Source organism: Kribbella sp. NPDC049227 (assembly GCF_043197265.1).
Lineage (GTDB): Bacteria > Actinomycetota > Actinomycetes > Propionibacteriales > Kribbellaceae > Kribbella.
In genome coordinates this window covers 402,710-426,016 of sequence record NZ_JBICST010000002.1, presented here as the reverse complement: position 1 = coordinate 426,016, position 23,307 = coordinate 402,710, and the positions used below count along the sequence as shown (strand labels likewise).

Genomic DNA, 23,307 nt, shown 5'->3' with positions numbered 1-23,307 from the left:
GGGGCCTGGGTTAGTGTGCGGAGATGGCGCAGGGGGATATTGACAGGATCGCTGAGGAGACCGGGTTCTCCGGTGTGGTCTGGATTGACCGAGCCGGCCAGGTCGAGTTCGCGAAGGCCTACGGGCTGGCGAACCGCACCTATCAGGTTCCCAACTCCGTGGACACGAGGTTCGGCATCGCCAGCGGCAGCAAGGGGTTCACCGCCCTGGCCGTGCTCTCCCTGGTGCAGGACGGTGTGCTGGAGCTGAGCACCACCGCTCGATCCCTGCTCGGCAACGACCTACCGCTGATCGCGGACGACGTGACCGTCGAACATCTCCTCACGCACACCTCTGGCATCGGTGACTACCTGGACGAAGAGGCCGACACCGAGATCACCGACTGCTTCGTCGGCGCGGCGCACGAGCTGACTACTACCGAGGCCTTCCTGCCCCTGCTGGACGGGCATCCCACCAAGTTCCGGGCCGGCGAGCGGTTCGCCTACTGCAATGGTGGCTTCGTGGTCCTTGCCCTGCTGGCGGAGCGAGCCAGTGGCGTCGGATACCACGACCTGGTCCGGGAGCGGGTGCTCCGCCCCGCCGGCATGTCCAGAACCGAGTTCCTCCGGTCCGACGAGCTGCCTGCTGATGCGGCGGTGGGCTACCTGCCGTTGGACGGGGTCGACCGTTCCAACGTCTTTCACCTGCCGGTGCTGGCCACCGGCGACGGCGGCATCCACACCACCGCTGCCGACATGTCCACCTTCTGGCGCGCGCTTTTCGCCGGCGACATCGTGGATTCCGTCGAAGAGGTCGTCCGGCCTCGTCGCGACGTACCCGAGGAATCCAGGCGATACGGCCTCGGCTTCTGGCTGCACGAGAGCAACGACACGGCGATCCTGACCGGGTACGACGCCGGCGCGTCGTTCAAGTCAACGCACGACCCGCACACAGGCACCACCTGCACCGTGCTGTCGAACACCTCCCCCGGCGCCTGGCCCATCGCCCGCGCCCTCACACCTTGAGGCCGAGGTGCACGCGCGCCCCCAGCCCCTGTGCCCCGCGACCGCGCTGGGCAGGTCAGTCCAGTGCGGCTGCCTTGCGGAGCAGGACTGAGCGTTCGCGCTGGTTGGCGCACAGCCGGGCCGCCAGCTCCAGCTCGGCGCGCGCCTCCGGTCGCCGGCCGAGGCGGGCCAGCAGCTCACCGCGTACGGTCGGAACCAGATGCGAACCGGGGAGCCGGTCCGAGGCGATCAGCTCGTCCACGATGGCCAGGGCTTGCGCCGGACCCGAGGCCATGGCCACGGCGACGGCCCGGTTGAGTTCGACCACCGGCGAGGGTGCGACCCGGCCGAGCGCCTCGTAGAGCACCACGATCCGGTCCCAGTCGGTCGCCTCCACCGACGGAGCCGCCGCGTGGACGGCGGCGATCGCGGCCTGCAGGCCGTAGGGGCCGAGCCCGCGAACCGATGCCTTGGCCAGCGCGGCCAGCCCACGCTGGACCGCCGAGAAGTCCCAACGCTGCCGGTCCTGGTCCGCCAGCAGGATCGGCGAACCGTCCGGGCCGGTCCGGGCCGGGAAGCGCGCGGCCGTCAGCTCGCACAGCGCGAGCAAGCCGTGTACCTCCGGCTCGTCCGGCTGCAGCGCGGCCAGCGTTCGTGCCAGCCGGATCGCCTCGTACGCGGCGTCGGGGCGTAGCAGCCGGTCTCCGGACGTGGCCGTCGACCCCTCGGTGAAGATCACGTAGACGACGCTGAGTACGCCGCCCAGCCGTTCCCGGCGCTCATCGGCCGGCGGCAGCTCGAACGGCACCCCGGCCGCCGCGATCGTCTTCTTCGCCCGGGTGATGCGGGCCTGCACGGTCGGCACCGGTACCAGGAACGCCCGGGCGATCTGTTCGGTGGACAGGCCTCCGACCACGCGCAGGGTCAGCGCCACCCGGGCCTCGCGGGAGAGCACCGGGTGGCAGCTGACGAACATCAGCGCCAGGATGTCGTCGTCGATCCGGTCGGGGTCGATGTCCTCGTGGACCACCGGGTCGGCCGCGAGTACGGCGTACCGATCATTCAGGGCGGTACGGCGGCGGATCGCGTCGATCGCCCGCCGCCGGGCCGTGGCCATCAGCCAGCCGGCCGGATCGGCCGGAGGGGTGAGCGGCCACGACACCAGCGCCGCGGCCACCGCCTCCTGGGCGGCATCCTCGGCCAGGCCGAAATCGCCGGTGAACCGGGTCAGCGCGGCGACGATCCGCGCCGACTCGATCCGCCAGACGGCCTCGACCTCGGCCGCACTCATCAGCTCTGGCCGTCGCTCTCGCCCACGGCCCCTTCCTTGACGAACTCCCCGCTGTCCTGCGGGACCTCGTCCTCCCCCGGCACCCGCCGTACCTCGATCTTGGATCCGCGGGCCGCCGGAACCCGCTTGGCCCACTCGACCGCCTCCTCCTTCGAGGCGACGTCGAGCAGGAAGAACCCCCCGAACAGTTCCTTGGTCTCGCCGTACGGCCCGTCCGTGACCGCCGGGGCCTCGCCGCTGAAGTCGACCACGACGCCCAGGCCCGGGTCGTCCAGCCCTTCGGCCGCGACGTAGACGCCGGCCTTGAACATGTCCTCGATGAACTGGCGGGTCGTGACCATCATCTCGTCGATGTTCGCCATCATCGCCGCGTTCGACTCGTCGGTGCCCCGCATGATCAGCATGTACTTCGGCATCGCGCTCTCCTCGTCCGGTGGGGCCGCCTCTCGGCCCTCGCACTCGCACCCACTGGTCGAACGAGCGGCCCGCGGATCGACACGGCCCGCAAGAAACTTCTCGCCGCGGCGCCGTTCACGTCGATCGAGCATCGCCGATCCGCACTCGTCGGAACAAGGTTCGGATCAGCTCAGAGCGGCTGATCCACGAGGAGGGTAGGTCCGGTCGCTGTCCCCGAGTCTTACGGACGAACGCGGATGATCGTCTTTCCCTTGACCCGCTCGGTCGGGTTGAAGGCGGCGACGGCGTCGTCGAGGGTCGCGACGGTGCCGATGGCTGTCCGCAGTCGTCCGTCCCGCACGCGCCGGGCGATCTCGCCCAGCTGTGGACGGTCGGACACCACGACGAAGTCGATCGCCAGGCCGTCGGCGGGACGCGCCTCGGGCGGGCCGGCGATCGTCACCAGCGTTCCCCCGGCTCGCACCAGACCCGCGGACCGCCGCCCGATGTCGCCGCCGAAGACATCGAACACCAGATCAACTCCGCCGACGTCCTCCAGAGCGTCGTTCTCGAGATCGACGAACTCCTGCGCGCCGAAGTCGAGCGCGGTCTGCCGATCGACGGCGCGCCCGGTGCCAACGACATAGGCGCCGGCCTCATGCGCGAGCTGCGTCACCATCGAACCGACACCACCGGCCGCACCGTGCACCAGGACGCTCTGCCCCGCCTGCAGGCGGCCGTGCTCGAACAGTCCCTGCCACGCGGTCAGGCCCGAGATCGGCAGACTCGCGCCCACCGTGAAGTCGACGTCGCCCGGCAGCGGCGCGAGGTTGCGTGCCTCAACGGCGACGTACTCTGCCAGCGTGCCGTCGCGGGTCCAGTCCGTGAGCCCGAACACCCGCTGGCCCACCGACAGGCCCGTCGTTCCATAGCCGAGAGCGCTGACCACCCCGGCCAGCTCGTGCCCGGGAATCGACGGCGTTCGGTCCCGGCCGAGGCGATCCGTCCAGGTCGAGGGCCACGTCAGTTCGCCCGGGGTGAACCCCGAGGCATGGACCTGGACGAGGACGTCGTTCCCCGCCGCCTCTGGATCCGGCCGCTCCGCCAACGTCATCCCGGCCGTTCCCGCCGCCTGATCCGTCACCACAATCGCCTTCATCCGGCACCTCCCTGCATCCAGTCCCCGTCGCCAACACTCCGCCGACGATTCGATGGACTATCTCGTCCACTACGGTATCGGTGCGATCACCCGACGTGCACCTGGCGGGTATCGAAGGCTACGTAGCCGGTGAAATCGTGGCCGACCTGCTCGATGGCTGAATGCTTCGGGGCCGGGTACGTCCACGCGGCGTCACGAAGCGTGTGTCTCGGCGTCGTCACATCGAAGTACTCCGCGGCACCCTTCCACGGGCAGACGTACGGCGTCGCCGACGGCTGAAGGGTGCCGATGACCAGTGAGCCCGGCGGGAAGTAGCGGCTACCTTCGATCACAACCACCTCATTGGCGGCCGCCTCGGCCAGCAGCGTCCCGTCGGCAGTTGCTTTGACGTCTGTCTGCATCGTCTCGTTCTCCTTGACAACTGTTGATCGATCTCCGATGAATGAGGACTATACAGACCAAAACAGGCCTTGCTCCGGCCAGCCACGAAGCCTTACCCGCGCCACAGACCGCCGTCGATCGGTTGACTCTAAATGGACGCCATGGTCCACTTTCAGAGTAAGGCATCGACCCATCCGCAGGAGGGCTTCGCCGACATGAGCGCTGCACCACAGTTCGTCGCCGCCGGTGTGTCGCACCACCTCGGCACCTACCCGGACGCCGTCGCGATCCCGGCCGGCGCAACCCAGGTTGTCCTGTCCGGCACCCCCGGTCTGCGACCGGACGGAACCCGGCCGGCGGACTTCGCCGAAGAGGCCCGGCAGGCCTGGGACAACGTGCGGGAAGCGCTGCGGTGCGCGGGCGCCGAGCTGGGCGACATCGTTCAGGTCCGGGCCTGGCTCACCGACCCGGATGTGATCGACACCTACGTGAAGGTTCGCAACGACGTCATCTCTCACCGGCCGGCTTATATGCTCGCAGTGGTGCCACGACTGATCCGGCCCGATCTCCGCCTGAAGATCGAGGTCACCGCGGTCGTGACGCACCCGGCGGCCAAACAGGACGAGTGAGCAACATGCCGAGGGAGACACCGTGCCCGGAACCACCACTACACGCCGTACGCCGCGTGGCCTGGAGACCCGTGCACGGATCGTCGAGTCGGCAGCCAACCTGTTCTACGTCAAAGGCGTCAACGCGACGACCCTCGACGACGTCCGACTGGCCAGCAGCACCAGCAAGTCCCAGCTGTACAACCACTTCGAGGACAAACTCGCGCTGATCCACGCCGTGATCGACGTACAGTCGAAGTTCGTCCTCGCCCGCGAGGAACAGCGCCTGCGGGGCGTGAAGACCCTCAGCGGTCTGCGCCGCTGGCGTGACGCTCTGGTGCAGGCCAACTCCCTACAGGACGGGTCGTACGGGTGCGCGCTGGGCGCGATGTCGATCGAGCTGTCCGACAACGACGAGCAGTCACGAAGAGCGCTCAACGCATCATTTGATGCCTGGAAGCGAATACTCGTCGAAACTCTGACTCGGCTCCGCGAACTCGGCGTCCTGGCCGAGGAAGCGGACCCACAACGCCTCGGGACTGGCCTGCTGGCTGCCCTTCAAGGGGGCTACGTGCTGGCCCAGAACGCCCACAACTCCGAGCCGATGGCCGTCGCGCTGGACATGGCCCTCGACCACATCGGTTCCTTCGCTCGCAGCTGAGCTCACGTTCACTCACCAGCTGGGAAGGTCCAGGTCGCCGCGTCGCAGGCGATAGACGTCCAGCAGCACGTCGTAGTACTTGTCGGTCTCGCCGACCCATTCCATTCCCATCCGGCGGGCGGCGGCAGCGGCCCGCCGGTTTTGCGGCCGCGTGACGGCGAAGACCTCGTCGACGCCGGAGTCGAACGCGTAGTGCGCGAGCGCGTGCCCGGCCTCGGCGGCCACGCCGCGGCCCCAGGAGGCCGCCGCGACCTGGATGCCGATCTCGTAGTCGACCTCGTACGGCGGGAGAAGGAGTAGCGCCACCGCGCCGATCGTCTTGCCGGTCTCGAGGTCGTCGACCTTCCAGCGACCGAGCGGCGCGGGCAGGGTCGCGTCCTCGCTGACCCATTGCGACAGCAGATCCCGCATCTCGGTCTCGGTGGTGATCCGGCCCATGGCCGGGGCGAGCCACCGAGCGACGTCCGCGTCGCCGAAGATGCCCAGGGCCCCAGCCACGTCGTCTGTGGTCCAGGGGGCCAGCTGCAGGCGCGACGTACGGATGCGCCGGCCCTCGATCTTCGGTACGTCCTGCACCGGGGTCGAGGCCTTCTCCTCATTCACGCCGGCCCGCGGCGCCCTGTCCGGAACGAGCGCCGCACCCGGATGCTCGGTGTCGACAAGAGGCCGGTACGACGGGTGGTCGGCGATGTAGTCCGCCACGAACGGGCAGTAGTTCGTCAGGGTCAGCATCTTGCCGGCGGCGTCGTCGAGAGCGACTCGGACGAGCTCGGTCGCGATGCCGGTGCCCCGGTGATCCGGGTCGACGGTGGTGTGGGTGAAGATGACGCGCTTTCCGTGCGGCCGGTACTTCAAGTGCCCGACGACGTGTCCGTCGGCGATCGCCTCGAACTGCCGCGCCCCAGGGTTGTCCCGTACCTGCAGGTCGCTACTCACCGTTCGGCTCCTCCAGCGGTCTGGTTGCGATGCCTCGCCCACGTATCGCTGAGGACCATACAGTCCACTGCTACGCCTGTCAAAAGGCGCTTCAGGGCTTTCCTGTCAGCCGAGACACACGCCCCTCCCCGACGATTTGACGCATCATGTCGACGGTGTAGCCTACGCGCGAATGGACTGTGTAGTCCATGAAGGCTGAAGAAGGGCAGTATGGCCGGATACGAAACGGTGACTGACAACTCCAGACACTTGCCGGGCAGCTACCGGCTCACCGGCGGTGACATCACAGTCGGAGGCGTCGTCGGGCGGACAACCCGGCAGCACAACGGACGAAGCGCTGTCAGCGTGAGCGCCCGGGTCCTCGATCTCGATGTGATGCTGGCCAACTGGGAAGGCCACACCGCCGCCGCGGACTCAGTCCTCCCGCTGACGACGTTCCCCCTCCCCCTCGACTCCCTTCCAGCGAGCGTTCAGATCTGGATCGAAGCCACCCCGGCACCCGTGTCGTGCGTAGACGCTGACTGGCACATACGCCTGTGGTTCACCGACAGCGCCGGCCGGCAGCTGACCTGGCACTGCCTGGCCCGCCCCGGCCTGGACGGATCCGACCGCTTCTCGGCACCTCTCGCAGCGTCACTCGTGGTCGACGACGTCCACCCGGCGGCCTCACCTCGAAACCTCCACGGGAGCCCACAATTGACGACCCCCACAGACCACAACGACCAGGCGATCGCGATCCTCGATCACCCTGAGGACGAGTACTACGAAGTCACCAGCGGCGACGAGCGGGTCGGCATGCTCGTCTATCACGTGATCGGCACCAAACTGACGATCACCCACACGTGGATTGCCGAGTCCCACCGCGGACAAGGTCTCGCGTCCATGCTGATACGTCACGCCCTCGACGACATCCGCACCAAGAGCGTGACCGTTTCGAACTACTGCCCGATCGTGGGCAGCTACATCGAGAAGAACCCCGAGTACGGCGACCTGCTCCACAACGCCTAGAAGTCGATGCGCATGACCGCGCGGCGGTTGCCGGGACGGCTCACCTCGGCGAACCCGGCATCGGCGAACATGGCGAGCGTGCCGACAGACCCGCCGTCAACGAAGTCCGGGTAGCCCTCCACTGCGCCGGCGCCGCGTTCACGGGCGAAACCGACGGCGGCGCGGGCCAGTGCGCGGCCGACTCCTCGGCGTCGGTCGCCGACCCGGATGACGAAGCAGGTCACGGCCCAGACGCTGATGTCGGTCTTGTCCTCGTTGCGACCCAGCCAGGGGACGCGGAAGTCGCGGAGCAGCCTCGCGTGGTCGGCCCGCGGCGCGACGGCGCACCAGCCGATCGGCTCGCCGTCGAGATACGCGACCAGGCCGCTCGTCGTCCGCGCCTTCCGGTTTCCGCAGGCGGTCTGGTCGCGGAGCCGGGCGGCGAGCTCCTCGGGACCCTCGGACGCCCAGGATTCCTTGGGCAGCATCCGGAACCGCTGGCACCAGCACCGTGCGGGGTCGCCGGTCGTGCCGAAGACCGCCTGGAGGTCCTCCCACGTCGCCTGGTTGGCCGGAACGATCGTGAGCTGCTCGGGGGTGACCGGCTCCCGCGAGCCCGTCGCGCGAGGAACGTGCACCCGCTTGGCCGGACTCCGCTTCTGCTGACGGGGTGGCGCGTCGAACGTGAGCCGAACGTCCACCACGTCGCCTGCATCCAGTCCCCCAGGCTTACGTACGGCGTCCTTCAGCGGGAGCAGGTAGCCCCCGTCCTTCGGCCACAGCGACGTCTTCCACTCGGCGCTGCCGATCCGAGCGCGGATCGGCAGCATGCCCCAGCCGTAGCTGGCGGCCGAGCCCGCGGCCCGCAGCGCGACACCTTCCTGCTCCGGTACGGGGACGAAGTAGTACGGCGCAGGACCACGCCACTCGATGACCGTGCCGCTGAACTCTTGCTCCATGGCCAGATGTTAGGCCCTATTCCGGACGTGCCGCTTCCGGATTCACCTCTCGTGCCACCGCGACTTGCGGCCCTAGGCAACCACTCGCGCGCCGGCCTTCTGAGCCCTCGAATGGTCCGTCGAACGGCTTGGGCGATCGCCTGGGTGCCGGAGCGCTACCAGGAAGGCCAGTCCGAGTGCGGCCGCCATCCCGATCAGGATCGCCTGCATCCCTTGTGCGAAGGCATGTGGAGCCGCCTGGGTGATCGATGCGTGCTTGGCGACATGGAGCAGCAGGGTGCCGAGTACGGCGATGCCGAGTGCCGACCCGTAGTTGCGCACGGTCTGGTTGATGCCGGTGATCGCGCCGTACGACGCGTCCGACCCCCGGCTGACGGCGTCCGCACTGGACGGCCCGAGCAGCAGGCCGATCCCGGCGCCGGCGACCAGCAAGGGCAGCTTCTGCGCGTCGACGCTGAGCGTGGTGACCTGAGTGGCCCACCACAGGAACCCGGCGGCGCCGACTACGCAGCCCAGCAGGATCGTGGACTTCGCGCCGTACCGATCGAACACGCGGCCACCGAGCTGCGCGGCGATCAGGTACCCCAGGAAGAACCTCAGCATGAGCTGGCTGGTGCCGCCCGCGCCCAGACCCAGCGAGACGCTCGCGTACAGGCTCAAGAAGTACACGACCGGGACGAACGCCATCATGGCCAGGAACAGCACGGCCGAGTCGACCCGGAAGCCTCGCAGACGGAACATCTGAACGTCGACCAGCGGCTCAGCGGTCCGCAGCTGCAGGACGACGAACGCAGCCAGCAGTACGGCGCCTGCCGCCAGGCAGGACCAGGTGGCCGGGCTGTCCCAGCCCCAACTCGCCGACTGGGTGAACCCGACGACGCTCAGCGCCATGCCCGCGGCGACGACGACAGCGCCGCGCCAGTCGATCCGGCCCCGGGCGCGAGTGTCCGGAACCTGAGTGACCGCGATGAGTGCGAGCGCCGCGGCAGCGACGGGCAGGTTGACCCAGAAGACGCCTCGCCACGACCAGTGCAGCAAGGAGGAGCCCAGAATCGGGCCAAGGGCCGTGAACGCTCCCGTGAAGCCGAAGAACATCGCCATCGCGCGTCCACGACGCTCGGGCTTCGCTCCGGCGTACACGATGGCGATGGCGGCGGGCAGCAGGAGTGCGGCGAACACACCTTGGCCGGCTCGCGCCGCGATCAGCCAGGCCTCCGCCCAACTGGTGCTCGGGGTTGCACCGCACAAGGCAGAGGTGACTGCGAAGCCGATGACGCCGGTGATCACCATGCGGCGCCGGCCCCAGACGTCGGCGACCCGGCCGCCGAGGGCGAAGGTGGCCGCGAGAGCCACGATGTAGGCGTTGATCACCCACTGGCTCTGAGTGCCGGCAAGGTGCAGGTCGCGTTGCAGGTCGGGTGAGGCGATGGCGACGATGGTCTGGTCGATGAACGACATCGAGACCGCGAGGATCATCGCGATCATCAGCTTGGGCGACGAGGTGCTGCCCTCACTGGTCTTCATGAACATGGCTCTGCCTTCGATTCGACGCGTCCGTCAGACGGCCGGCCAAGTGATGGTGACTACACCGTTCGCGGACTTCTGCCGCGCCGCCGCAGGGTCGCGCTGGGCAACGATCGTCAACTGGTCGATCCGCGGGCGGAGATCGACGTACGTCACGGTGTCCTGGTAGTGGTCGGCCTCCGACCACGGCTCGTGACCGATGCGGCCATCCCTGTTCTTGCGATTCATTGGAACCCCTCTGTCTGATGCCGAGCTGGTCTCGGCCTCACACAGCAGGTTCGCCCGATCGCCGCGTCGATCCCATCCGCCGTACGGCCCCCGCACGGGCTGATCACGGTGTCCCCCAATCGGCTGACGGGCAGGTGTCCGATCGGAGTCGCGCACTGGACCAGTGCGGTAAGCGACCGGCATGCTGGAGATGGCCTCCGCACGCCGGAGGCCGGGGCTGGGAGCGGACATGGTGGGGAGCGGGCGGAATACCGGTACGCGCGAATCGGCACGCGTCGTAGTGGTGGACGACCATCCGTTCTTCCGGGACGGGCTGATCAGAGGCCTGCGCGAGAGCGGCTACCTCGAGGTGGTGGGTGAGGCTTCCACCGGCCGGGAAGGCCTCGAGGTGATCGCGGACGAGCGTCCGGACGTGGCCGTTCTCGACTACCAGATGCCTGACCTGACCGGGCTCGACGTCGTCCATGCGATCGTCCGGCAGGAACTGCCCACCCGGACGCTGATCCTGTCGGCCGTGACCGACAGCGCGATCGTCTTCCGGGCTCTGGAGGAAGGTGCGCAGGGCTATCTGTCCAAAGAGGCTCGCCGTTCGGAGATCGTCGATGCGGTCCGGCGGGTGAGCCAGGGCGAGACTGTGGTCCCGCCGGAACTGGCCGCGGGGCTGGCCGATCAGATCAGGCTGCGTGCGGCCTCTGCTGGTCCCGTGCTCAGCGAACGCGAACAGCAGGTACTGACCGGGTTCGCCCGCGGCCTCTCGATCCCCGACCTCGCGGCCGAGCTGTACCTGGGCGTGAGTACGGTCAAGACGCACGCCCAACGCCTCTACCAGAAGCTGGGAGTCTCGGACCGAGCCGCTGCCGTCGCCGAAGGTATGCGGCGGGGCCTCCTCGAATGATCGCGTCGGAGCAGGTCACCGGACTGCCGCCCGAAGGTGCGCGGATCCAAGCCCTGCTGCGATTGCTGCTCGCCGGGTTCCTGGTGGCGGTCCTGGTGACCCAACCACCGTCCGCCCACCTCCTGCTGTGCTGGGCGATCGTCCTGAGCTACGTGCTCTGGAGTACGGCCACCACGGTGGTACTGCGGATCGCCGGTCCGGGCGTGCTGCGGTACACCTGGCTGGCCCTGGCGGTCGACGTGTTCACGCTCGCGGGGCTGACGCTGGTCGCTGACAAATCCGCGGACACGACGTGGACGGCGTACACCTTGCTGAACGGGCTCTTCGTGGTCCCGCTCCTGGCAGCGACGCAGCTCAGTCCGCTGGTCTGTGCGCTCGCCACGGCGCCCACGGTGGCTGCCTATCTCGTCTCCGGGCTCGTGATCCGGCCGATCGACGAGGAGCCGATCTCGTACGTCGTACTCCGGGCACTGCTCCTCGCCGTCGTCGGGCTGGCGTGTGTGCTGTTGACGGCGCTGCAGCGCGCACGCGTCCTGACGATCGCCCGGCTGCTGCAGGAACGGAATCATCTGCTGGAGGAGATGGTTCAGATCGAGCAGCGTGAACAACGGGACCTGGCCGAGACGCTTCATGACGGAGCTCTTCAGTACGTGCTGGCGGCTCGGCAGGACGTCGAGCCGGCGCTGGCGGGTGACGCCGAATGTCTCGAACGGGTCGAGTTCGCGTTGGCGGAGACGACTCGGTTGCTGCGGGCCACGATGTCGCAGCTTCATCCGGCCGCACTCGAATCGGCCGGACTGTTGCCTGTTCTGAAGGATGTTGCCGACGCCACTCGGTCGCGTGGCCGGTTCTCGATCGACGTCGTGACTCACGACTGGGACGAGTCGACGCGCACCGCCGTCGACGAACTGCTGCTGGTGACGGTTCGCGAACTGCTGACGAACGTGGTGAAGCATGCCGCCGCCCGCAAGGTCGTCGTACAGCTGGCGCGTACTGACGCCGTTGCCCGGCTTCAGGTCATCGACGACGGCCGGGGGCTCGGCGGGGTGGACCTCGATGCCCGGTTGAGGAACGGGCACCTCGGCCTTGCGTCGCGGCGGATCAGGGTGGAAGCAGCCGGTGGATGGATGCGGCTGCGGGATGCCGAACCCCACGGCACAGTCGCCGAGGTCGAGGTCCCGCTGAACTGAACCGGACGAGCGGGTTGTTCCCGTGCACCCGCAAGGAGCTCAGCCCTTCAGGGCAAGGCGGTGCAGGCGGATCGCGGAGATCAGGAAGAAGACCCCGCCCAGGATCGCGTAGCCGGCGACGGTGGTCAGTGAGGCCTTCGGCCCGCCTGCCATCAGGATGAAACTGCTGCCCGCGATGACGGAGATGCCGCCGCTGAGGATCATCGCCCACTGACCACCGAGCCGGTAGCGCAGGATCGCGACGATCAACTGGACGATGCCCGCAGTGATCGCCCACACGCCCCACACCCGCAGCACACTCGGGATGCCGGAGGTGACCGCGACGGCCAACCCGACGGCGGCGAGCAGACTCAAGCCCATGTTCACGTAGAGCGGCGCCTTCGCCCGGGTAGCGCCCGAGGAGCGGGAGTCGATCACGGCCGCGGCGACGTCGAACAGTGGGTAGATCACCAGCAGTGCGACTGCTCCCGGGTTGATCGACGTGGCGATCGCCAGCATCAGGACCGCCCAGACGACGGCGAATCCGAAGCGGACGTAGTACAGGGTTCGCAGCGGCTTGGTGCTGGCGGCGGGACCAACTACCGAGCCGATGGAGTCGAATGAAGTGGACACCAGATTCCTCTCGAGATGCACGAACTGGGCGAATCGCCGCTTGTGTAGACAGAACGATCGGTACTGCGAACCCTCGCAGCTAGCGTCGATCGTTGTCAAGACCGATCGTTCTGTCTGCTAGTCTCGGCAGAGCACTTCAAGAGATGGGAAACGGATGTCGGAAGCACGGTCTCGACTGCTCAGCACTGCCACTGAGCTCTTCTACGCCGAGGGCCTGCATGCCGTGGGAGTCGACCGCGTCATCGCTGACGCACAGGTGACGCGCGCCACGCTGTACAGGCACTTCCCGAGCAAGGATGACCTCATCGTCGCTTACCTGACGCAAGCCGACGAGGCGATCCGCACGCAGATAGATGCCGCGCGGGCTCAAGGCGCCGACCCCGACGACATCATTCGAGCTGTCAGCCGGACCATCACCGATGCCATCCAGACAGCCGGCTTCCGAGGCTGCGCGTTCCTGAACGCCGCCGCCGAATACCCCGACCCGGCCCATCCGGTCCACCAGGCAGTTCTCAGGCACCGGCAGTGGTTTCTGGCAACCCTGACCGAACTCTTCTCCGGCACCGGGAAGATCGACCCGGAACCAGCCGCCCGGCACTTCGTCATGCTGCGAGACGGCGCCATGGCCGCCGGCTGCCTGACCGATCCGAAACCCATCTGCGAGACATTCCTCCGCGGCATCGAAGGTCTACTCACCTACCGCAGTCGCCAGGAACCAGCGATCTGATCATCGATCAGGCTGGCTCGGCGTAGCGGAAACGACCCCACGCCTGGCGACCAGCCGTCAGGGCCTTCTATCCGGCATGGGCTGTGGTGTTCACGACGGCGAGGCGACCGCCATCGGTCTCCCACACATCTTCGGGTGCTGTCTCGTCCGATCGCGAGCCACTCGACGAACGAGAGCCGGCCACAGTCGACACAATGCTCTGCGCGTGGACCAGGTTGCCACTGGTGGCGGCGAGCCTCATCGCGGTCTCGGCTGTGTCCGGTTCGGTGTCCGGCGGGATGACCACCAGGTCGACACGGGCGCCTGCTCTCCCGGACAGCGCGGTCAGCAGACCCACGGGCTGGCTGCTGAAGTAGCCCACGCGTACGAGCCGTCCGGCGACGGCCAGACGGCGTGGGTGGCTGTCCCAGTCACTGTCATGGAGAATTAGCCGGGCGATCGGCCCCTGCAGGACGTCGATGGCCAGCACGAGGCCGGGAATCTCGGCCACGGGATCGGCCGAGCGCGGCCACCAGCCACCGTCGAGGAGTTCGGGCGCGGCGCCGGACTGGAGTCGCAGTCGTGGCGTTGACGGTTCGGTGGCGGAGAAGACTGTTCTGCCGTCGTTGGCGGTGAGTGTCACGACGAGGCCTCAGCTTTGCGGCTGCGTACGAGGCGGCGCAGTTGGGTCATGCGGGCGGCACCGATCGTCGTGGCCACGATGGTCGTAGCGACTCCGGCGATGAACAAGGCCAGGGCGAGCGGCACGGAGCCTTCCATCCAGAGGAAGTGGACGTCGACGCTGCCGGTGTTCTGCAGCATGAAGATGATCAGTACGACCAGTCCGACCACGGCGGCGCAGATCCCGATCCACGCGGCACTGATCCGGGTGCGCGGCACCCGGGGCGGCAGCGGTTTCGAAAGCTCGTCGACAGCCGACATCGGCGCAACATCCGCCGGCGGTTTGGGTGTGTTTCGCGTACGGCGCAGTACCGACATGACATCCCCTACGGGAGGGCCGGTCTGGCTGGCAACCTCAAGGTGGGATGTCGTCGATTCCGGAACTACCCCCACTGTACGCCCGTCCGGACCGGAAAGACCGCCGAGGCAGACCCCGCTCCCCAGACCCAGCGGACGTCTCACCGGCCATTCCGACCCGCCGACAACGAGATCGGCGCCCGGCTCGCAGACCTCGACGAGCTCGGCGACACCGACCGCGCCGCCCTGCTCCACATCCTCGACGGGCTACTCGCCAATGCCCGCATGCGAAGCAGCCCTCGAGAACGCCGGCTAGCGCATCGCCACCTCGTTGATCGACGTTCCCGGCGGCAGACTGCGCACGCCCTGGCGCAACTCGCCACAGATCGACCAGTAGACCTCCAGGTCGCTGAGCTCGAGGTTCTCGACCGTGTCGTGCCCGCCGAGGAAGAGCGGGACCCGGTAGCCCACAGACTGGTTCCGGCCCAGAGGAAGGGAGTCGCCGTTGGCAGCCGACCAGGCGTCGAAGAATCCTGTGGCCAGCGCGGCATCTGCGTACTCGATGAGCTCTTCGTCGTGGAACCCGGCGAAGTGCAGCGGGACCTCCAGCGCCTCACCTGTACCCGGCTCGAGCAGGAGCACCTGTGGCTGCCCGCCCGCGACACGGCCAGAGTCGACGGCGAACTGCCGTCCCAGCCAGTCGTAGCCAAACGGACAAGCGCGAGCGGTGAACTCCGGCAATGCCTCTGCGATCAACGTCAACGCTCGAGCGCCAGATTGCTCATCGTGGACCCGGTACAGACCGCCGGCGAAGGTCACGCCTGCGAACTCCGACGCGAGGTCTGAGTAGCCATCAACGCCAGCGAGCCTCTCGTGCTGCCACGTCGATCCTCCCGAGACCGTGTCCCGGAGCGGGGCGTACTGGGCGCGAAACCGATCGAACATCCGAAGTCCTCTCAACAGATCATCACTGATGATTACGCACGTACCTGGCTCGACGCCTCGGAGTTGCCACGTAATCTGCGATCCGAGACTCCGATTCGTCGACAGGTCCAACAGACTCATGTTGGCGATGTCGTCGAGGCCGCGGAGTTGCAAGTCGATGGTGTGATCGACATCTGCCCTACTTGGAACAGTGCCGCCCACGCTCGACGCGTTGCCTAAGGCAAGTATCAGGTACGGCGGCTGGCAGCCACTTGGCCGGGCTTGATGAGCATGACCCCCGAGACTGGGCGGTTGGTGAGGACGAAGCATCATGGGGGGATGCGAGTCCATCTGTCCGAGCGATGGCGTACGGCGGTCGTCGCGGGAGCCGGCGTTGTTCCGGCGCTGGTGTGCGCGGCGATGGTGCCGTTCCGGGCACGGATCGAGAACACCAGTATCGCCTTACTGCTCGTCCTCGTCGTGGTCTCAGCCGCGGCGACCGGCGTTCGGTGGGCAGGAATCATTGCCGCCCTGTCGGGCACGGCATGCTGGGCCTTCTTCCTCACTCAGCCGTACCAGCAGATCGTCATCACCGAGCGGGCTGACATCCAGACTGCAGCTCTACTCACACTTGTAGGCATCGCGGCCGCGCTGATCCTCTGGGGACGGCGCAAGCGGCACACCCACGCCAACGAGCAGCAAGCCTATCTCAGCGGCATTCTCCGAACCGCTGGCATCGTCGCAGCTGGAAGCTCACACACCGAAGGTGTGATCGAGCAGGTCGCAGACCAACTCGTCGAGTTGCTCGGAATCGACGACTGCTACTTCGACAGTGACATCCGGAACGAGGCGCCTGCCGCGCTCGTCCGTGACGGCACAGTCGTGCGCCGCGGTCGAGATCTCGACGTCGAGCGATTCGGGTTGCCCACCGACTGCGAGATCGAGCTTCGAGTGCACCACAACGGCGTCACCCGCGGCCGCTTCCTTCTCGTTGCGTCGACCCGGCTGGCCCTTCCGTCGCTCGCACAACGACAGGTCGCAGTCGCCCTGGCAGATCAGGTCGGTGCAGCCCTGGCGACACACGACAGATCCTGGTGACCCTAGCGGACGATCAAGCAGGGCTCGAGGCCGTTGCGGACGAATTTCTCGTTGCGGAGGGCCGCGACTTTAGGTCAAAACTTGTGGCTGGGTGACTCGCCGGCACGCGAGAATCTGGGCATGGATCAGGAGGCTTTGCTGCCGCGGTCGGTGCCGTCGGAGGAGGGCGTCGACGCGACCGGTCTGTCGGGGTTGCTGGAGCGACTCGAGGAGCAAGGGATCGAGTGCCACTCACTGATGGTGGTGCGCCACGGCCGGGTGGTCGCGGAAGGGTGGTGGGCGCCGTACTCGGCCGAGCGCCCGCAGCTGCTGTACTCGTTGACGAAGTCGATCGTCGGCGTCGCGGTGGGTATGGCGGTTGACGACGGTCTCATCGCGCTCGACGACCGCGTGGTCGACATCCTCCCCGAGCACGTCCCCGACCCGGTGTCCGCCCGTGCCGCGGAGCTGACCGTCCACCATTTGTTGAGTATGTCGACCGGGCACGAGGACGACGTCCTCGAAGCCGCGTGGGCACTCGAGCCACACGATCTCGTCCGAGGGTTCCTGCGGATCGCCCCGGACGCACCCGTCGGATCGCGCCATGCCTACAACAACCCGACCACCTTCGTGCTGGCGCGAATGATCGAGTGTGTCACCGGTCGCGACCTGCCGGAGCTGCTGAGTCAACGGCTGTTCGGCCCGATGGGAGTGAACAACGTCGACTGGGAACGTCTGCGCAGCGGGCTCACCTTCGGCTTCCACGGGGCCTACCTGACGACCGAGGCGATTGCCGCGTTCGGCCTCTTGCTCTTGCAGGGCGGGCAATGGCACGGCCACCAACTGGTGTCGCAACGCTGGGTGGAGACGGCTACGCGGCGCCAGATCGAGACCGTCCAGTTCGAGGACGGCTCGCGGGAGCCTGACTGGCTGGAAGGGTACGGCTACCACTTCTGGCGATCGCGCCACGGATACCGAGGTGATGGCGCGATGGGACAACTGTGCCTGGTCGTCCCCGAGCAGGACCTGGTGGTCGCCGTCACCGCGGCAACAACTAACACGCAAGCTCTGCTCACGCTGATCTGGGACCAGCTCCTGCCCAGCATGGACAAGCCCGGCTCCGAAGCGGAGGACCGCGCTCTCGCCGATCGTCTCCGGCAACTGGCCCTGCCGGTCGGCACGGGCGACCACCGTCCGCGGGACTCAGCCGGCGGAGTTGTCGACGCCGCGACGGAAGCGTCGGCCCTGCCGTCGGGATCGACGGTTTCGATCGAACCACGCCCCGATGGCTGGTCGCTTCGGATCGATGCCGACGGCAACACCTTCGACATCGCCGTCGGCCACGGTCACTGGCAGGACAGCTCACCACTCGGCCGACCGGTCGTCGCAGCGGGCGGCTGGTACGGCGAGGTGTTCGAGGCCGATCTGTTCGTCATCACCACCCCGAGCCGAGTCCGAGTCGTCATCGACTCAGACCGGGTCACCACCAGCTGGAACATCGTGCCCCTGGTCGGCCCGAACCTCCTTGACCAACTGCGGTCACCCCTCATCACCCGCCCAGACCGATCCTGAATCTTCGCTGGCCGGACCGTTGTAGACCAAGGCCTTCCTCGCGGATCTCCCTGGGCTTTCCGCTGCGACCGAACTACATTTCCCAGTGGGACCTTTGGTGCCCGCCGAACAGGACCTTCCGCCCTCGCGGCGCCGGGCAAGCCCGCGTTGACTGGAAGTGGAGAATTCCTGAGGAGCCGCGCCGTGGACGTCGTCAGCAGAACTCGGAGACTGACCAAGCGATTCGGACACCGCACCGCTCTGGACGGCCTCGACATCGCCACCGCGCCCGGCGGCTGAGTCCGATGCCTGTGTTCCGTCGACGTGACCTCGCCGCGTCTGCCGTGATCGTCGTACTGCTGGCGCTCTACCTGCCGTTCCTTGCCCTCGGCACCTTCCTCGGCATCGGCAGCACCGACGAGATGACCTGCGTCGTCCTGATCCTGACCGGAACAACCGTGATCCTGCTCGCAGACGACGACCGCTCCGACGCCGCCTCGTGGCTCACCCCGATCCTCGCCACCGCGGCAGTCACGTGCGCCGCACTATCACTCATCTCATCCGCAGGCACCCTCCTACCTGTCTCCGTCGCGACGACGGTGACCCTCTGGTCCGTCCAGCTCGCCGAGCACGTCACCTTCGCACCCACCCCGCTCAGGAGACGCTGATGACGTCTGCTCAGCTCTGCCGTCGGCGGACGACCGCGACCGGAGAATCGGCGTGGTGCAGGAGGCTCTGACTGACGGACCCCAGCAGCAGGCCGGCGACTCCGCCGCGCCCGCGCGAGCCGACGACGACAAGCGACGCATCGTTCGACAGGTCGACCAGCTTCGCACTGGCTCGTCCCTCGAGCACAGAGGTCTTGACGCGCACCGCGGGATGCTTCGCCTGGTACGGCGCGAGGGTTTCCGCCAGCCAGTTCTTCAGCAACTCGCTCGTACTCTCGGCCGACTCGCCATGCCGCTCCTGCGGGTGCCAGGAGTAGACGACCGTCAGCGGCTGATCGGACGCAGACGCCTGCTCGAACGCGAAGGCCAGCGCCTCGTCGGAGTCCTCCGAGCCGTCCGTGCCCACGACCACCGGTCCGGTACGACGCTCGCCGCGGACAACAACAACCGGGCAGGGCGCCTGGGCCGAGACCGATGTCGCCACCGAGCCGAGCACCGCGGCGGACATCTTGTTCCGCGACCGCGTACCGACGACGACCATGTCGGCGTCCGCGGCCTCGGCCAGGATGGCGTCGGCCGGGGCCAGGTTCGCCAGCCACCCGGAACCACGCTCATAGCCGAGTCGGTCCTGCGCGAAGCTGATCGCCGCGTCCAGCTCGGCCTGATAGATGTCGACCGGCGCAGGTGTCGGGATATACCCCTCGACACCCAGCCCCGACCAACTGCCCTGCTCCTGCAGATAGGCGCGAACGACGCGCACCGCCGACCCACGCTGCCGCGCGGCCTCGACCGCCCAGCGCAGCGCTATCTGGCTCTCCGGCGTGACATCGACACCGACGATGATGAACTTGCCCATCGATCCTCTTTCCTTGACTGCTCGGGTGCTGGACGAGAGAGTGCCGGCTACGTGCTGCGGTACCGCCAGCGTGGTCCGACTCGGGCCCATTCGCGGTCCCAGTCGCGCAGGCGGCGGCGGTCGAGGGGTACGACGGACAGCCTGGCCAATCCTCCGATCACCAGCCACGACAGCATCGCCGTACTCAGACCGACCCCGCCACCGACCGCCGCGCTGTCACCGGGCCGGCGAGGTGGCGTGGTGATCTCACCGGCCGGATCGAGCCAGATCGTCACCTCGGCGTCCTTCGCGGTTCCGAGCGGCACGTTGGCTCGTCCCTCGTGCGGCCATCCGGCCGGGTCGGTCCAGGACACTTGCACCCTCGATGTCGCCTGCGCGCCGGCCTCCGGGATCGGGGGCGGCGTGTCCTCCAACGCTCGCGCCTGAACCTGCGTCATCGTCGCTCGACGTTCGGCCTCGGATCGTTCGATGGAGCGTGTGACAACACCACTCACCGCCACCGCGACCGGAATCATCACGACAGCGACCAGGACCGCGGTCAGCACGACCAGCGACTGGATTCGATCGAGCCTGCGGCGCAGGGGGTTGCGGCCGAACCCCACCCGTCGCGCCAGCATCAGCCCCCACGAAGGCCCGTTCCGGTTGCCCGCGCTGCCCATCGCGCACTCCTCGACGGCGTCGGTAGCAAACGCCTTCGGCTCCCCCTGCACTCATCACAATGGCCCGCACGAAGCGATTCGGCCAGAGTCCAAAGTCCTCGGATCGTCGCACGAGCTGCGGCGTAATCAGGCTGCGACGGACGGCGACTGCTGACAGACCAGGTGCCCGACCACGCCGCAGGCTCGCCCCCAGAGAGTCCAAAGTCCCCTCGCCGGGGACCGATCGGCCGGTGCGGACACCAGCAGGACACTCCGATGCTCGAAGGAGATCGGCACGCGGCGGCTGGGAGGCGACCATGAACCAGAGACCGATCGTGGTGGGCATCGACGGATCGCCCGCCGCGGAGGTAGCGATCAGATGGGCCACGGCTGAAGCCGCCTCGCGGAAGACGCACCTGCAACTGGTGCACGCTGGCGAGTCGACTGCGTCGGCGTCTCGAGCCGCCGACGTCGTCGACCACGCGCTCGCACAGGTCCGCAGCCTCGAGCCGACGGTCGAGGTGGACGCCTGGATCGAGCACGGCGCACCGTCAACGGGGCTGGTCAAGGCATCCACTACCGCCGAACTGGTCGTCATCGGAAGCCGCGGTCTCGGGGTGATGGTGGGCTCGCTGATCGGCGCGACCGGCCTCGATCTGGCGGCCAATGCCAGATGCCCGGTCATCGTCGTACGTCCGGATCTCGCCGGCGACTCCGGCACCCGGGTTGTGATCGGGTACGACGGTTCGTCCGCGAGCGAGTCGGCTCTCGACGTCGGTCTGGACTACGCCCACCGGCACGACCTCGCCGTCCGCGTCGTCGCGGCGCAGCCCGCCGGAACCGAGTTGCATCGCATCACCGATGCTGAGCTGCAGGACGCGGTGCATCGCCGCGGCGGCCACGGCGCCGAACTGATCCAGATCACGGGCCACCCCGCCGAGCATCTGCTGCGCCTGTCCGCCGACGCCCGCCTCATCGTCCTCGGCGCCCGCGGCCGCGGCGGCTTCAGCGGCATGCTCATGGGCTCGATCGCTCAGACGGTCCTCCAGCACGCGAGCTGTCCCGTCGCCATCATCCCCGCGGCTGCGGTTGGCGGATGATCCCCAGGACGACCGATTCCGCCCTACGGACTACTGCGGGATGGAATCGGCCTTGACGGCGTTCCGCTCGCCGAGGGGACGAGGCTCCCCCGTCGTGGTGTCCCGCGCCGTCTGCTGCTCGGCCTCCGCGTTGATCTCGGCTCCGAGCAGTACGGCGTACGCGGTCAGCCACAGCCACAACATCAAGACCACCACTGCGGCCAGGCTGCCGTAGGTCTTGGCGTAGTTGCCGAATGTCTCGACGTAGATCGAGAAGCCGATCGACGCGATCAGCCAGATGACGGTGGCAACGACGGCGCCGGTGGATACCCAGCGGATGCGCGGTGCGTTCCGGTCCGGGCCCAGTCGGTAGGTGACGGCAAGCGCCACCGTGATCAGTACGACGGCGAGCACCAGCCGGGTCACCGCCAGCAGGATCCGGACCGGTGTCGCGACCTCGTTGCCGATCGCCGCGCCGGCCGCGAACAGGGCGATCGCCAGCAAGACGAAGACGATCGCGCCCAGCGTCATCCCCAGAGCCAGGAGCTTCCGGCGGACGAACCCGCGCGATTCGTCCTCGTCGTAGGCGAGGTTGACCGCTGTCAGGAGGTACCCCGCGCCTCCCGACGCGCTCCACAGCGCGGCCACCACGGCAATCGCGACGCCGATCCCCAGCCCCTGCCGTGGCGCCGAGGTCAAGGCGTCGAGCTGCTGGAGCAGCAGATCGCGCCCTGACGCCGGCATCGTGGCGGTCAGATCCTTGACCTGGTTGCGGATCTGAGCCGGATCCGCGACCAGCCCGTAGGCCAGCACCCCGGCGACGACGGCCGGAAACAGCGAGAGGAAACCGAAGAACGCGACACCGGCCGCAAGCAGCGGAACCTGGTCGGCCTTGGCCTCAGCCCAGGCTCGCCGGATGACCTGCCACCAGCCGGTCGCCGGAATATCGGTCGGCTTCTCGGCATCCACCCCGGGAACGTCCCGCCGTTCGTCGTTCATCAGCTCGAGGAACCGGCCTGCCGGACGTTGTCCGCCGAGTCCTTCGCCCCGTCCGCGACCTGGTGAGCCGCCGAGCGGCCCTCGTCCGCCACGTCTGTCGCAGCCTCGGATGCGGACTGCTTGACATTCTCGACAGCCTGCTGTGCCGGCTCCTGCAGGTTCTCCTTGACCTCTTGAGCCAGCTGCGCGGCCTGCTCCTTCACCGGACCCGCGGCCTCCATCGCCTTGTCCTTGGTGTCCTGGGCCAGCTCGCGTTCCCGCGTCGACGCGGGGAGTGCGGCGGCCGCGACCCAGCCCGCTGCGAAGGCGATCAGGCCAGCGGCCAGCGGCGTACCGCGAGTCCGCGCCCTCGCCAGGTCCGGTGCTGACCCGACAGCGTCACCCACCTTGCTACCTGCGTCCTGCACAGTCGACACAGCCGAACCAGCGGATCCACCCACCGAATCCGCTGAGCCCATCACGTGCTCCTTCAACCGGTGGGCACCGCCACGGGCGCGGTCGACCCGGCGGCCGACGACGCGACTGGGGCTGACCTTCTCGGTCAGGGCGTCGACGTCGCGGCCCAGGTTGCGCCGCGTCTGCTCGATGTCGCGCTTCAGCTCTTCCGGGTCTTCAGCCATTTCGCGTCCTCCTTGAGTGATTCGACCGTCTGGTCGGGTTTCGGGTTGACCTCCTGGAGCTCCTTGCGTCCCGTCGTCGCCAGTACGGCGGCGACGACCGCCCACACGACGGCGACGATGAGCGCTGCCCAGATCAGATCCATTGCCTCGTCCAGCGCCCACATCACCGTGAGCGAGACGAACAGGGCGACCATCCAGCCGGCGAAGGCCGCGCCGCCGAGCATCCCCGCACCCTTGCCCGCCTTCTTCGCCTCCGCCTGGAGCTCCGCCTTGGCCAGCGCCAGCTCCTGGCGCGTCAGCCGGCCCAGATCGGTGGTCAGCTGGGAGACCAGCTGACCGACCGTCTCGTCCATCGACAGCCGGGTCGGGCCGCTGTCGGGTGGTGATCCGCCGAATGTCAT

28 protein-coding genes are annotated in these 23,307 nt (G+C 68.0%); 11 read left to right on the top strand and 17 right to left on the bottom strand.

Translation table 11 applies throughout. The features are described from left to right. Positions 1 to 23 precede the first annotated feature (23 nt). Complete coding sequence (locus ACGFH6_RS08830; RefSeq protein WP_393381817.1) at positions 24 to 1,004, top strand: serine hydrolase domain-containing protein; 981 nt, start codon at positions 24 to 26, stop codon at positions 1,002 to 1,004. Between the two features lie 55 nt (positions 1,005 to 1,059). Here the strand turns inward: ACGFH6_RS08830 and ACGFH6_RS08825 are convergent, their stop codons facing one another. The 4 genes from ACGFH6_RS08825 to ACGFH6_RS08810 form a co-directional block, all read right to left on the bottom strand. After that, complete coding sequence (locus tag ACGFH6_RS08825; RefSeq protein ID WP_393381815.1) at positions 1,060 to 2,274, bottom strand: RNA polymerase sigma factor; 1,215 nt, start codon at positions 2,272 to 2,274, stop codon at positions 1,060 to 1,062. Next, positions 2,274 to 2,690 (bottom strand): YciI family protein, encoded by a 417-nt coding sequence (locus tag ACGFH6_RS08820; protein WP_393381813.1) that lies wholly within the window; start codon positions 2,688 to 2,690, stop codon positions 2,274 to 2,276. Before ACGFH6_RS08820 ends, ACGFH6_RS08825 begins: the two co-directional genes overlap by 1 nt. A 221-nt stretch (positions 2,691 to 2,911) precedes the next feature. Further along, positions 2,912 to 3,829, bottom strand: coding sequence for an NADP-dependent oxidoreductase (locus tag ACGFH6_RS08815; protein ID WP_393381811.1), 918 nt, complete (start codon positions 3,827 to 3,829; stop codon positions 2,912 to 2,914). An 86-nt stretch (positions 3,830 to 3,915) separates the two neighbouring features. After that, positions 3,916 to 4,230 (bottom strand): DUF427 domain-containing protein, encoded by a 315-nt coding sequence (locus ACGFH6_RS08810; RefSeq protein WP_393381809.1) that lies wholly within the window; start codon positions 4,228 to 4,230, stop codon positions 3,916 to 3,918. 195 nt (positions 4,231 to 4,425) lie between these two features. On the opposite strand from ACGFH6_RS08810, the gene ACGFH6_RS08805 reads away from it, so the two are divergent. Continuing rightward, the gene (locus ACGFH6_RS08805) at positions 4,426 to 4,839 is read left to right on the top strand and encodes a Rid family hydrolase (protein WP_393381807.1); all 414 of its coding nucleotides are present in this window, start codon (positions 4,426 to 4,428) and stop codon (positions 4,837 to 4,839) included. 22 nt (positions 4,840 to 4,861) lie between these two features. After that, the gene (locus ACGFH6_RS08800) at positions 4,862 to 5,479 is read left to right on the top strand and encodes a TetR/AcrR family transcriptional regulator (RefSeq protein WP_393381806.1); all 618 of its coding nucleotides are present in this window, start codon (positions 4,862 to 4,864) and stop codon (positions 5,477 to 5,479) included. Between the two features lie 12 nt (positions 5,480 to 5,491). Here ACGFH6_RS08800 and ACGFH6_RS08795 read toward each other — a convergent pair whose 3' ends face one another. Next, positions 5,492 to 6,415 carry a GNAT family N-acetyltransferase gene (locus tag ACGFH6_RS08795; RefSeq protein WP_393381804.1) on the bottom strand — a complete coding sequence of 308 codons (924 nt, stop codon included), beginning with the start codon at positions 6,413 to 6,415 and terminating at the stop codon, positions 5,492 to 5,494. 210 nt (positions 6,416 to 6,625) lie between these two features. On the opposite strand from ACGFH6_RS08795, the gene ACGFH6_RS08790 reads away from it, so the two are divergent. Beyond that, positions 6,626 to 7,423: a GNAT family N-acetyltransferase gene (locus ACGFH6_RS08790; protein ID WP_393381802.1), complete on the top strand. Its 798-nt coding sequence runs from the start codon at positions 6,626 to 6,628 to the stop codon at positions 7,421 to 7,423. On the opposite strand, the gene ACGFH6_RS08785 is transcribed toward ACGFH6_RS08790, so the two are convergent. From ACGFH6_RS08785 to ACGFH6_RS08775, 3 genes are all read right to left on the bottom strand, one after another. Beyond that, a complete protein-coding gene (locus ACGFH6_RS08785; RefSeq protein ID WP_393381801.1) occupies positions 7,420 to 8,361 on the bottom strand; it encodes a GNAT family N-acetyltransferase in 942 nt (313 codons plus the stop codon). The genes ACGFH6_RS08790 and ACGFH6_RS08785 overlap by 4 nt on opposite strands. Before the next feature lie 72 nt (positions 8,362 to 8,433). Next, on the bottom strand, positions 8,434 to 9,885 hold the full coding sequence (locus ACGFH6_RS08780) for an MFS transporter (protein WP_393381800.1): 1,452 nt from the start codon (positions 9,883 to 9,885) through the stop codon (positions 8,434 to 8,436). A gap of 33 nt (positions 9,886 to 9,918) precedes the next feature. Further along, positions 9,919 to 10,113, bottom strand: a complete 195-nt coding sequence (locus ACGFH6_RS08775) for a hypothetical protein (RefSeq protein ID WP_393381799.1) — start codon at positions 10,111 to 10,113, stop codon at positions 9,919 to 9,921. A gap of 229 nt (positions 10,114 to 10,342) precedes the next feature. On the opposite strand from ACGFH6_RS08775, the gene ACGFH6_RS08770 reads away from it, so the two are divergent. Next, positions 10,343 to 11,008, top strand: a complete 666-nt coding sequence (locus ACGFH6_RS08770) for a response regulator (RefSeq protein ID WP_393381798.1) — start codon at positions 10,343 to 10,345, stop codon at positions 11,006 to 11,008. Beyond that, positions 11,005 to 12,198: a sensor histidine kinase gene (locus ACGFH6_RS08765; RefSeq protein ID WP_393381796.1), complete on the top strand. Its 1,194-nt coding sequence runs from the start codon at positions 11,005 to 11,007 to the stop codon at positions 12,196 to 12,198. The genes ACGFH6_RS08770 and ACGFH6_RS08765 overlap by 4 nt, the downstream gene beginning before the upstream one ends. Before the next feature lie 39 nt (positions 12,199 to 12,237). Here ACGFH6_RS08765 and ACGFH6_RS08760 read toward each other — a convergent pair whose 3' ends face one another. Then, a complete protein-coding gene (locus ACGFH6_RS08760; protein ID WP_393381794.1) occupies positions 12,238 to 12,810 on the bottom strand; it encodes a hypothetical protein in 573 nt (190 codons plus the stop codon). Between the two features lie 154 nt (positions 12,811 to 12,964). Between ACGFH6_RS08760 and ACGFH6_RS08755 the strand changes: the two genes are divergently transcribed. Further along, positions 12,965 to 13,537 carry a TetR/AcrR family transcriptional regulator gene (locus ACGFH6_RS08755; RefSeq protein ID WP_393381793.1) on the top strand — a complete coding sequence of 191 codons (573 nt, stop codon included), beginning with the start codon at positions 12,965 to 12,967 and terminating at the stop codon, positions 13,535 to 13,537. A gap of 67 nt (positions 13,538 to 13,604) precedes the next feature. Here the strand turns inward: ACGFH6_RS08755 and ACGFH6_RS08750 are convergent, their stop codons facing one another. The 3 genes from ACGFH6_RS08750 to ACGFH6_RS08740 all read right to left on the bottom strand — a co-directional run bounded on the left by ACGFH6_RS08750 (position 13,605) and on the right by ACGFH6_RS08740 (position 15,640). After that, positions 13,605 to 14,159, bottom strand: a complete 555-nt coding sequence (locus ACGFH6_RS08750) for a DUF5994 family protein (protein ID WP_393381792.1) — start codon at positions 14,157 to 14,159, stop codon at positions 13,605 to 13,607. Continuing rightward, on the bottom strand, positions 14,156 to 14,458 hold the full coding sequence (locus ACGFH6_RS08745) for a lipopolysaccharide assembly LapA domain-containing protein (protein WP_393381790.1): 303 nt from the start codon (positions 14,456 to 14,458) through the stop codon (positions 14,156 to 14,158). Before ACGFH6_RS08745 ends, ACGFH6_RS08750 begins: the two co-directional genes overlap by 4 nt. 348 nt (positions 14,459 to 14,806) lie before the next feature. Beyond that, the gene (locus tag ACGFH6_RS08740) at positions 14,807 to 15,640 is read right to left on the bottom strand and encodes a T6SS immunity protein Tdi1 domain-containing protein (RefSeq protein WP_393381788.1); all 834 of its coding nucleotides are present in this window, start codon (positions 15,638 to 15,640) and stop codon (positions 14,807 to 14,809) included. 117 nt (positions 15,641 to 15,757) lie between these two features. On the opposite strand from ACGFH6_RS08740, the gene ACGFH6_RS08735 reads away from it, so the two are divergent. The 3 genes from ACGFH6_RS08735 (at position 15,758) to ACGFH6_RS08725 (ending at position 18,714) form a co-directional block, all read left to right on the top strand. After that, the gene (locus tag ACGFH6_RS08735) at positions 15,758 to 16,516 is read left to right on the top strand and encodes a DUF4118 domain-containing protein (protein WP_393381787.1); all 759 of its coding nucleotides are present in this window, start codon (positions 15,758 to 15,760) and stop codon (positions 16,514 to 16,516) included. Between the two features lie 120 nt (positions 16,517 to 16,636). After that, the gene (locus ACGFH6_RS08730; RefSeq protein WP_393381785.1) at positions 16,637 to 18,067 is read left to right on the top strand and encodes a serine hydrolase domain-containing protein; all 1,431 of its coding nucleotides are present in this window, start codon (positions 16,637 to 16,639) and stop codon (positions 18,065 to 18,067) included. Between the two features lie 284 nt (positions 18,068 to 18,351). Continuing rightward, positions 18,352 to 18,714 (top strand): hypothetical protein, encoded by a 363-nt coding sequence (locus ACGFH6_RS08725; protein ID WP_393381783.1) that lies wholly within the window; start codon positions 18,352 to 18,354, stop codon positions 18,712 to 18,714. A 10-nt stretch (positions 18,715 to 18,724) separates the two neighbouring features. Here ACGFH6_RS08725 and ACGFH6_RS08720 read toward each other — a convergent pair whose 3' ends face one another. Then, entirely contained in the window at positions 18,725 to 19,570 is an 846-nt protein-coding gene (locus ACGFH6_RS08720; protein ID WP_393381782.1) for a universal stress protein, read from the bottom strand. Positions 19,571 to 19,617: 47 nt separating this feature from the next. After that, entirely contained in the window at positions 19,618 to 20,229 is a 612-nt protein-coding gene (locus ACGFH6_RS08715; protein ID WP_393381780.1) for a hypothetical protein, read from the bottom strand. 296 nt (positions 20,230 to 20,525) lie between these two features. Between ACGFH6_RS08715 and ACGFH6_RS08710 the strand changes: the two genes are divergently transcribed. Next, positions 20,526 to 21,308 (top strand): universal stress protein, encoded by a 783-nt coding sequence (locus ACGFH6_RS08710; protein WP_393381779.1) that lies wholly within the window; start codon positions 20,526 to 20,528, stop codon positions 21,306 to 21,308. A 30-nt stretch (positions 21,309 to 21,338) separates the two neighbouring features. On the opposite strand, the gene ACGFH6_RS08705 is transcribed toward ACGFH6_RS08710, so the two are convergent. Genes ACGFH6_RS08705 through ACGFH6_RS08695 form a run of 3 tightly spaced genes read right to left on the bottom strand, consistent with a single transcriptional unit; the run spans position 21,339 to position 23,307 of the window. Further along, positions 21,339 to 22,286: a YihY/virulence factor BrkB family protein gene (locus tag ACGFH6_RS08705; RefSeq protein ID WP_393381777.1), complete on the bottom strand. Its 948-nt coding sequence runs from the start codon at positions 22,284 to 22,286 to the stop codon at positions 21,339 to 21,341. Continuing rightward, complete coding sequence (locus ACGFH6_RS08700; protein ID WP_393381776.1) at positions 22,286 to 22,906, bottom strand: DUF3618 domain-containing protein; 621 nt, start codon at positions 22,904 to 22,906, stop codon at positions 22,286 to 22,288. The genes ACGFH6_RS08705 and ACGFH6_RS08700 overlap by 1 nt, the downstream gene beginning before the upstream one ends. Next, positions 22,882 to 23,307 (bottom strand): phage holin family protein, encoded by a 426-nt coding sequence (locus ACGFH6_RS08695; RefSeq protein WP_393381774.1) that lies wholly within the window; start codon positions 23,305 to 23,307, stop codon positions 22,882 to 22,884. The genes ACGFH6_RS08700 and ACGFH6_RS08695 overlap by 25 nt, the downstream gene beginning before the upstream one ends.

What these genes read in the sequence shown, in the direction of transcription:
- ACGFH6_RS08825 (WP_393381815.1), bottom strand. Translation starts at nt 2,274, where the DNA reads ATGAGTGCGGCCGAGGTCGAGGCCGTCTGGCGGATCGAGTCGGCGCGG.
- ACGFH6_RS08705 (WP_393381777.1), bottom strand. Translation starts at nt 22,286, where the DNA reads ATGAACGACGAACGGCGGGACGTTCCCGGGGTGGATGCCGAGAAGCCG.
- ACGFH6_RS08720 (WP_393381782.1), bottom strand. Translation starts at nt 19,570, where the DNA reads ATGGGCAAGTTCATCATCGTCGGTGTCGATGTCACGCCGGAGAGCCAG.
- ACGFH6_RS08775 (WP_393381799.1), bottom strand. Translation starts at nt 10,113, where the DNA reads ATGAATCGCAAGAACAGGGATGGCCGCATCGGTCACGAGCCGTGGTCG.
- ACGFH6_RS08820 (WP_393381813.1), bottom strand. Translation starts at nt 2,690, where the DNA reads ATGCCGAAGTACATGCTGATCATGCGGGGCACCGACGAGTCGAACGCG.
- ACGFH6_RS08710 (WP_393381779.1), top strand. Translation starts at nt 20,526, where the DNA reads ATGAACCAGAGACCGATCGTGGTGGGCATCGACGGATCGCCCGCCGCG.
- ACGFH6_RS08770 (WP_393381798.1), top strand. Translation starts at nt 10,343, where the DNA reads ATGGTGGGGAGCGGGCGGAATACCGGTACGCGCGAATCGGCACGCGTC.
- ACGFH6_RS08785 (WP_393381801.1), bottom strand. Translation starts at nt 8,361, where the DNA reads ATGGAGCAAGAGTTCAGCGGCACGGTCATCGAGTGGCGTGGTCCTGCG.
- ACGFH6_RS08730 (WP_393381785.1), top strand. Translation starts at nt 16,637, where the DNA reads ATGGATCAGGAGGCTTTGCTGCCGCGGTCGGTGCCGTCGGAGGAGGGC.
- ACGFH6_RS08805 (WP_393381807.1), top strand. Translation starts at nt 4,426, where the DNA reads ATGAGCGCTGCACCACAGTTCGTCGCCGCCGGTGTGTCGCACCACCTC.
- ACGFH6_RS08745 (WP_393381790.1), bottom strand. Translation starts at nt 14,458, where the DNA reads ATGTCGGCTGTCGACGAGCTTTCGAAACCGCTGCCGCCCCGGGTGCCG.
- ACGFH6_RS08735 (WP_393381787.1), top strand. Translation starts at nt 15,758, where the DNA reads ATGCGAGTCCATCTGTCCGAGCGATGGCGTACGGCGGTCGTCGCGGGA.
- ACGFH6_RS08765 (WP_393381796.1), top strand. Translation starts at nt 11,005, where the DNA reads ATGATCGCGTCGGAGCAGGTCACCGGACTGCCGCCCGAAGGTGCGCGG.
- ACGFH6_RS08725 (WP_393381783.1), top strand. Translation starts at nt 18,352, where the DNA reads ATGCCTGTGTTCCGTCGACGTGACCTCGCCGCGTCTGCCGTGATCGTC.
- ACGFH6_RS08700 (WP_393381776.1), bottom strand. Translation starts at nt 22,906, where the DNA reads ATGGCTGAAGACCCGGAAGAGCTGAAGCGCGACATCGAGCAGACGCGG.
- ACGFH6_RS08715 (WP_393381780.1), bottom strand. Translation starts at nt 20,229, where the DNA reads ATGGGCAGCGCGGGCAACCGGAACGGGCCTTCGTGGGGGCTGATGCTG.
- ACGFH6_RS08830 (WP_393381817.1), top strand. Translation starts at nt 24, where the DNA reads ATGGCGCAGGGGGATATTGACAGGATCGCTGAGGAGACCGGGTTCTCC.
- ACGFH6_RS08790 (WP_393381802.1), top strand. Translation starts at nt 6,626, where the DNA reads ATGGCCGGATACGAAACGGTGACTGACAACTCCAGACACTTGCCGGGC.
- ACGFH6_RS08815 (WP_393381811.1), bottom strand. Translation starts at nt 3,829, where the DNA reads ATGAAGGCGATTGTGGTGACGGATCAGGCGGCGGGAACGGCCGGGATG.
- ACGFH6_RS08755 (WP_393381793.1), top strand. Translation starts at nt 12,965, where the DNA reads ATGTCGGAAGCACGGTCTCGACTGCTCAGCACTGCCACTGAGCTCTTC.
- ACGFH6_RS08810 (WP_393381809.1), bottom strand. Translation starts at nt 4,230, where the DNA reads ATGCAGACAGACGTCAAAGCAACTGCCGACGGGACGCTGCTGGCCGAG.
- ACGFH6_RS08780 (WP_393381800.1), bottom strand. Translation starts at nt 9,885, where the DNA reads ATGAAGACCAGTGAGGGCAGCACCTCGTCGCCCAAGCTGATGATCGCG.
- ACGFH6_RS08695 (WP_393381774.1), bottom strand. Translation starts at nt 23,307, where the DNA reads ATGACATTCGGCGGATCACCACCCGACAGCGGCCCGACCCGGCTGTCG.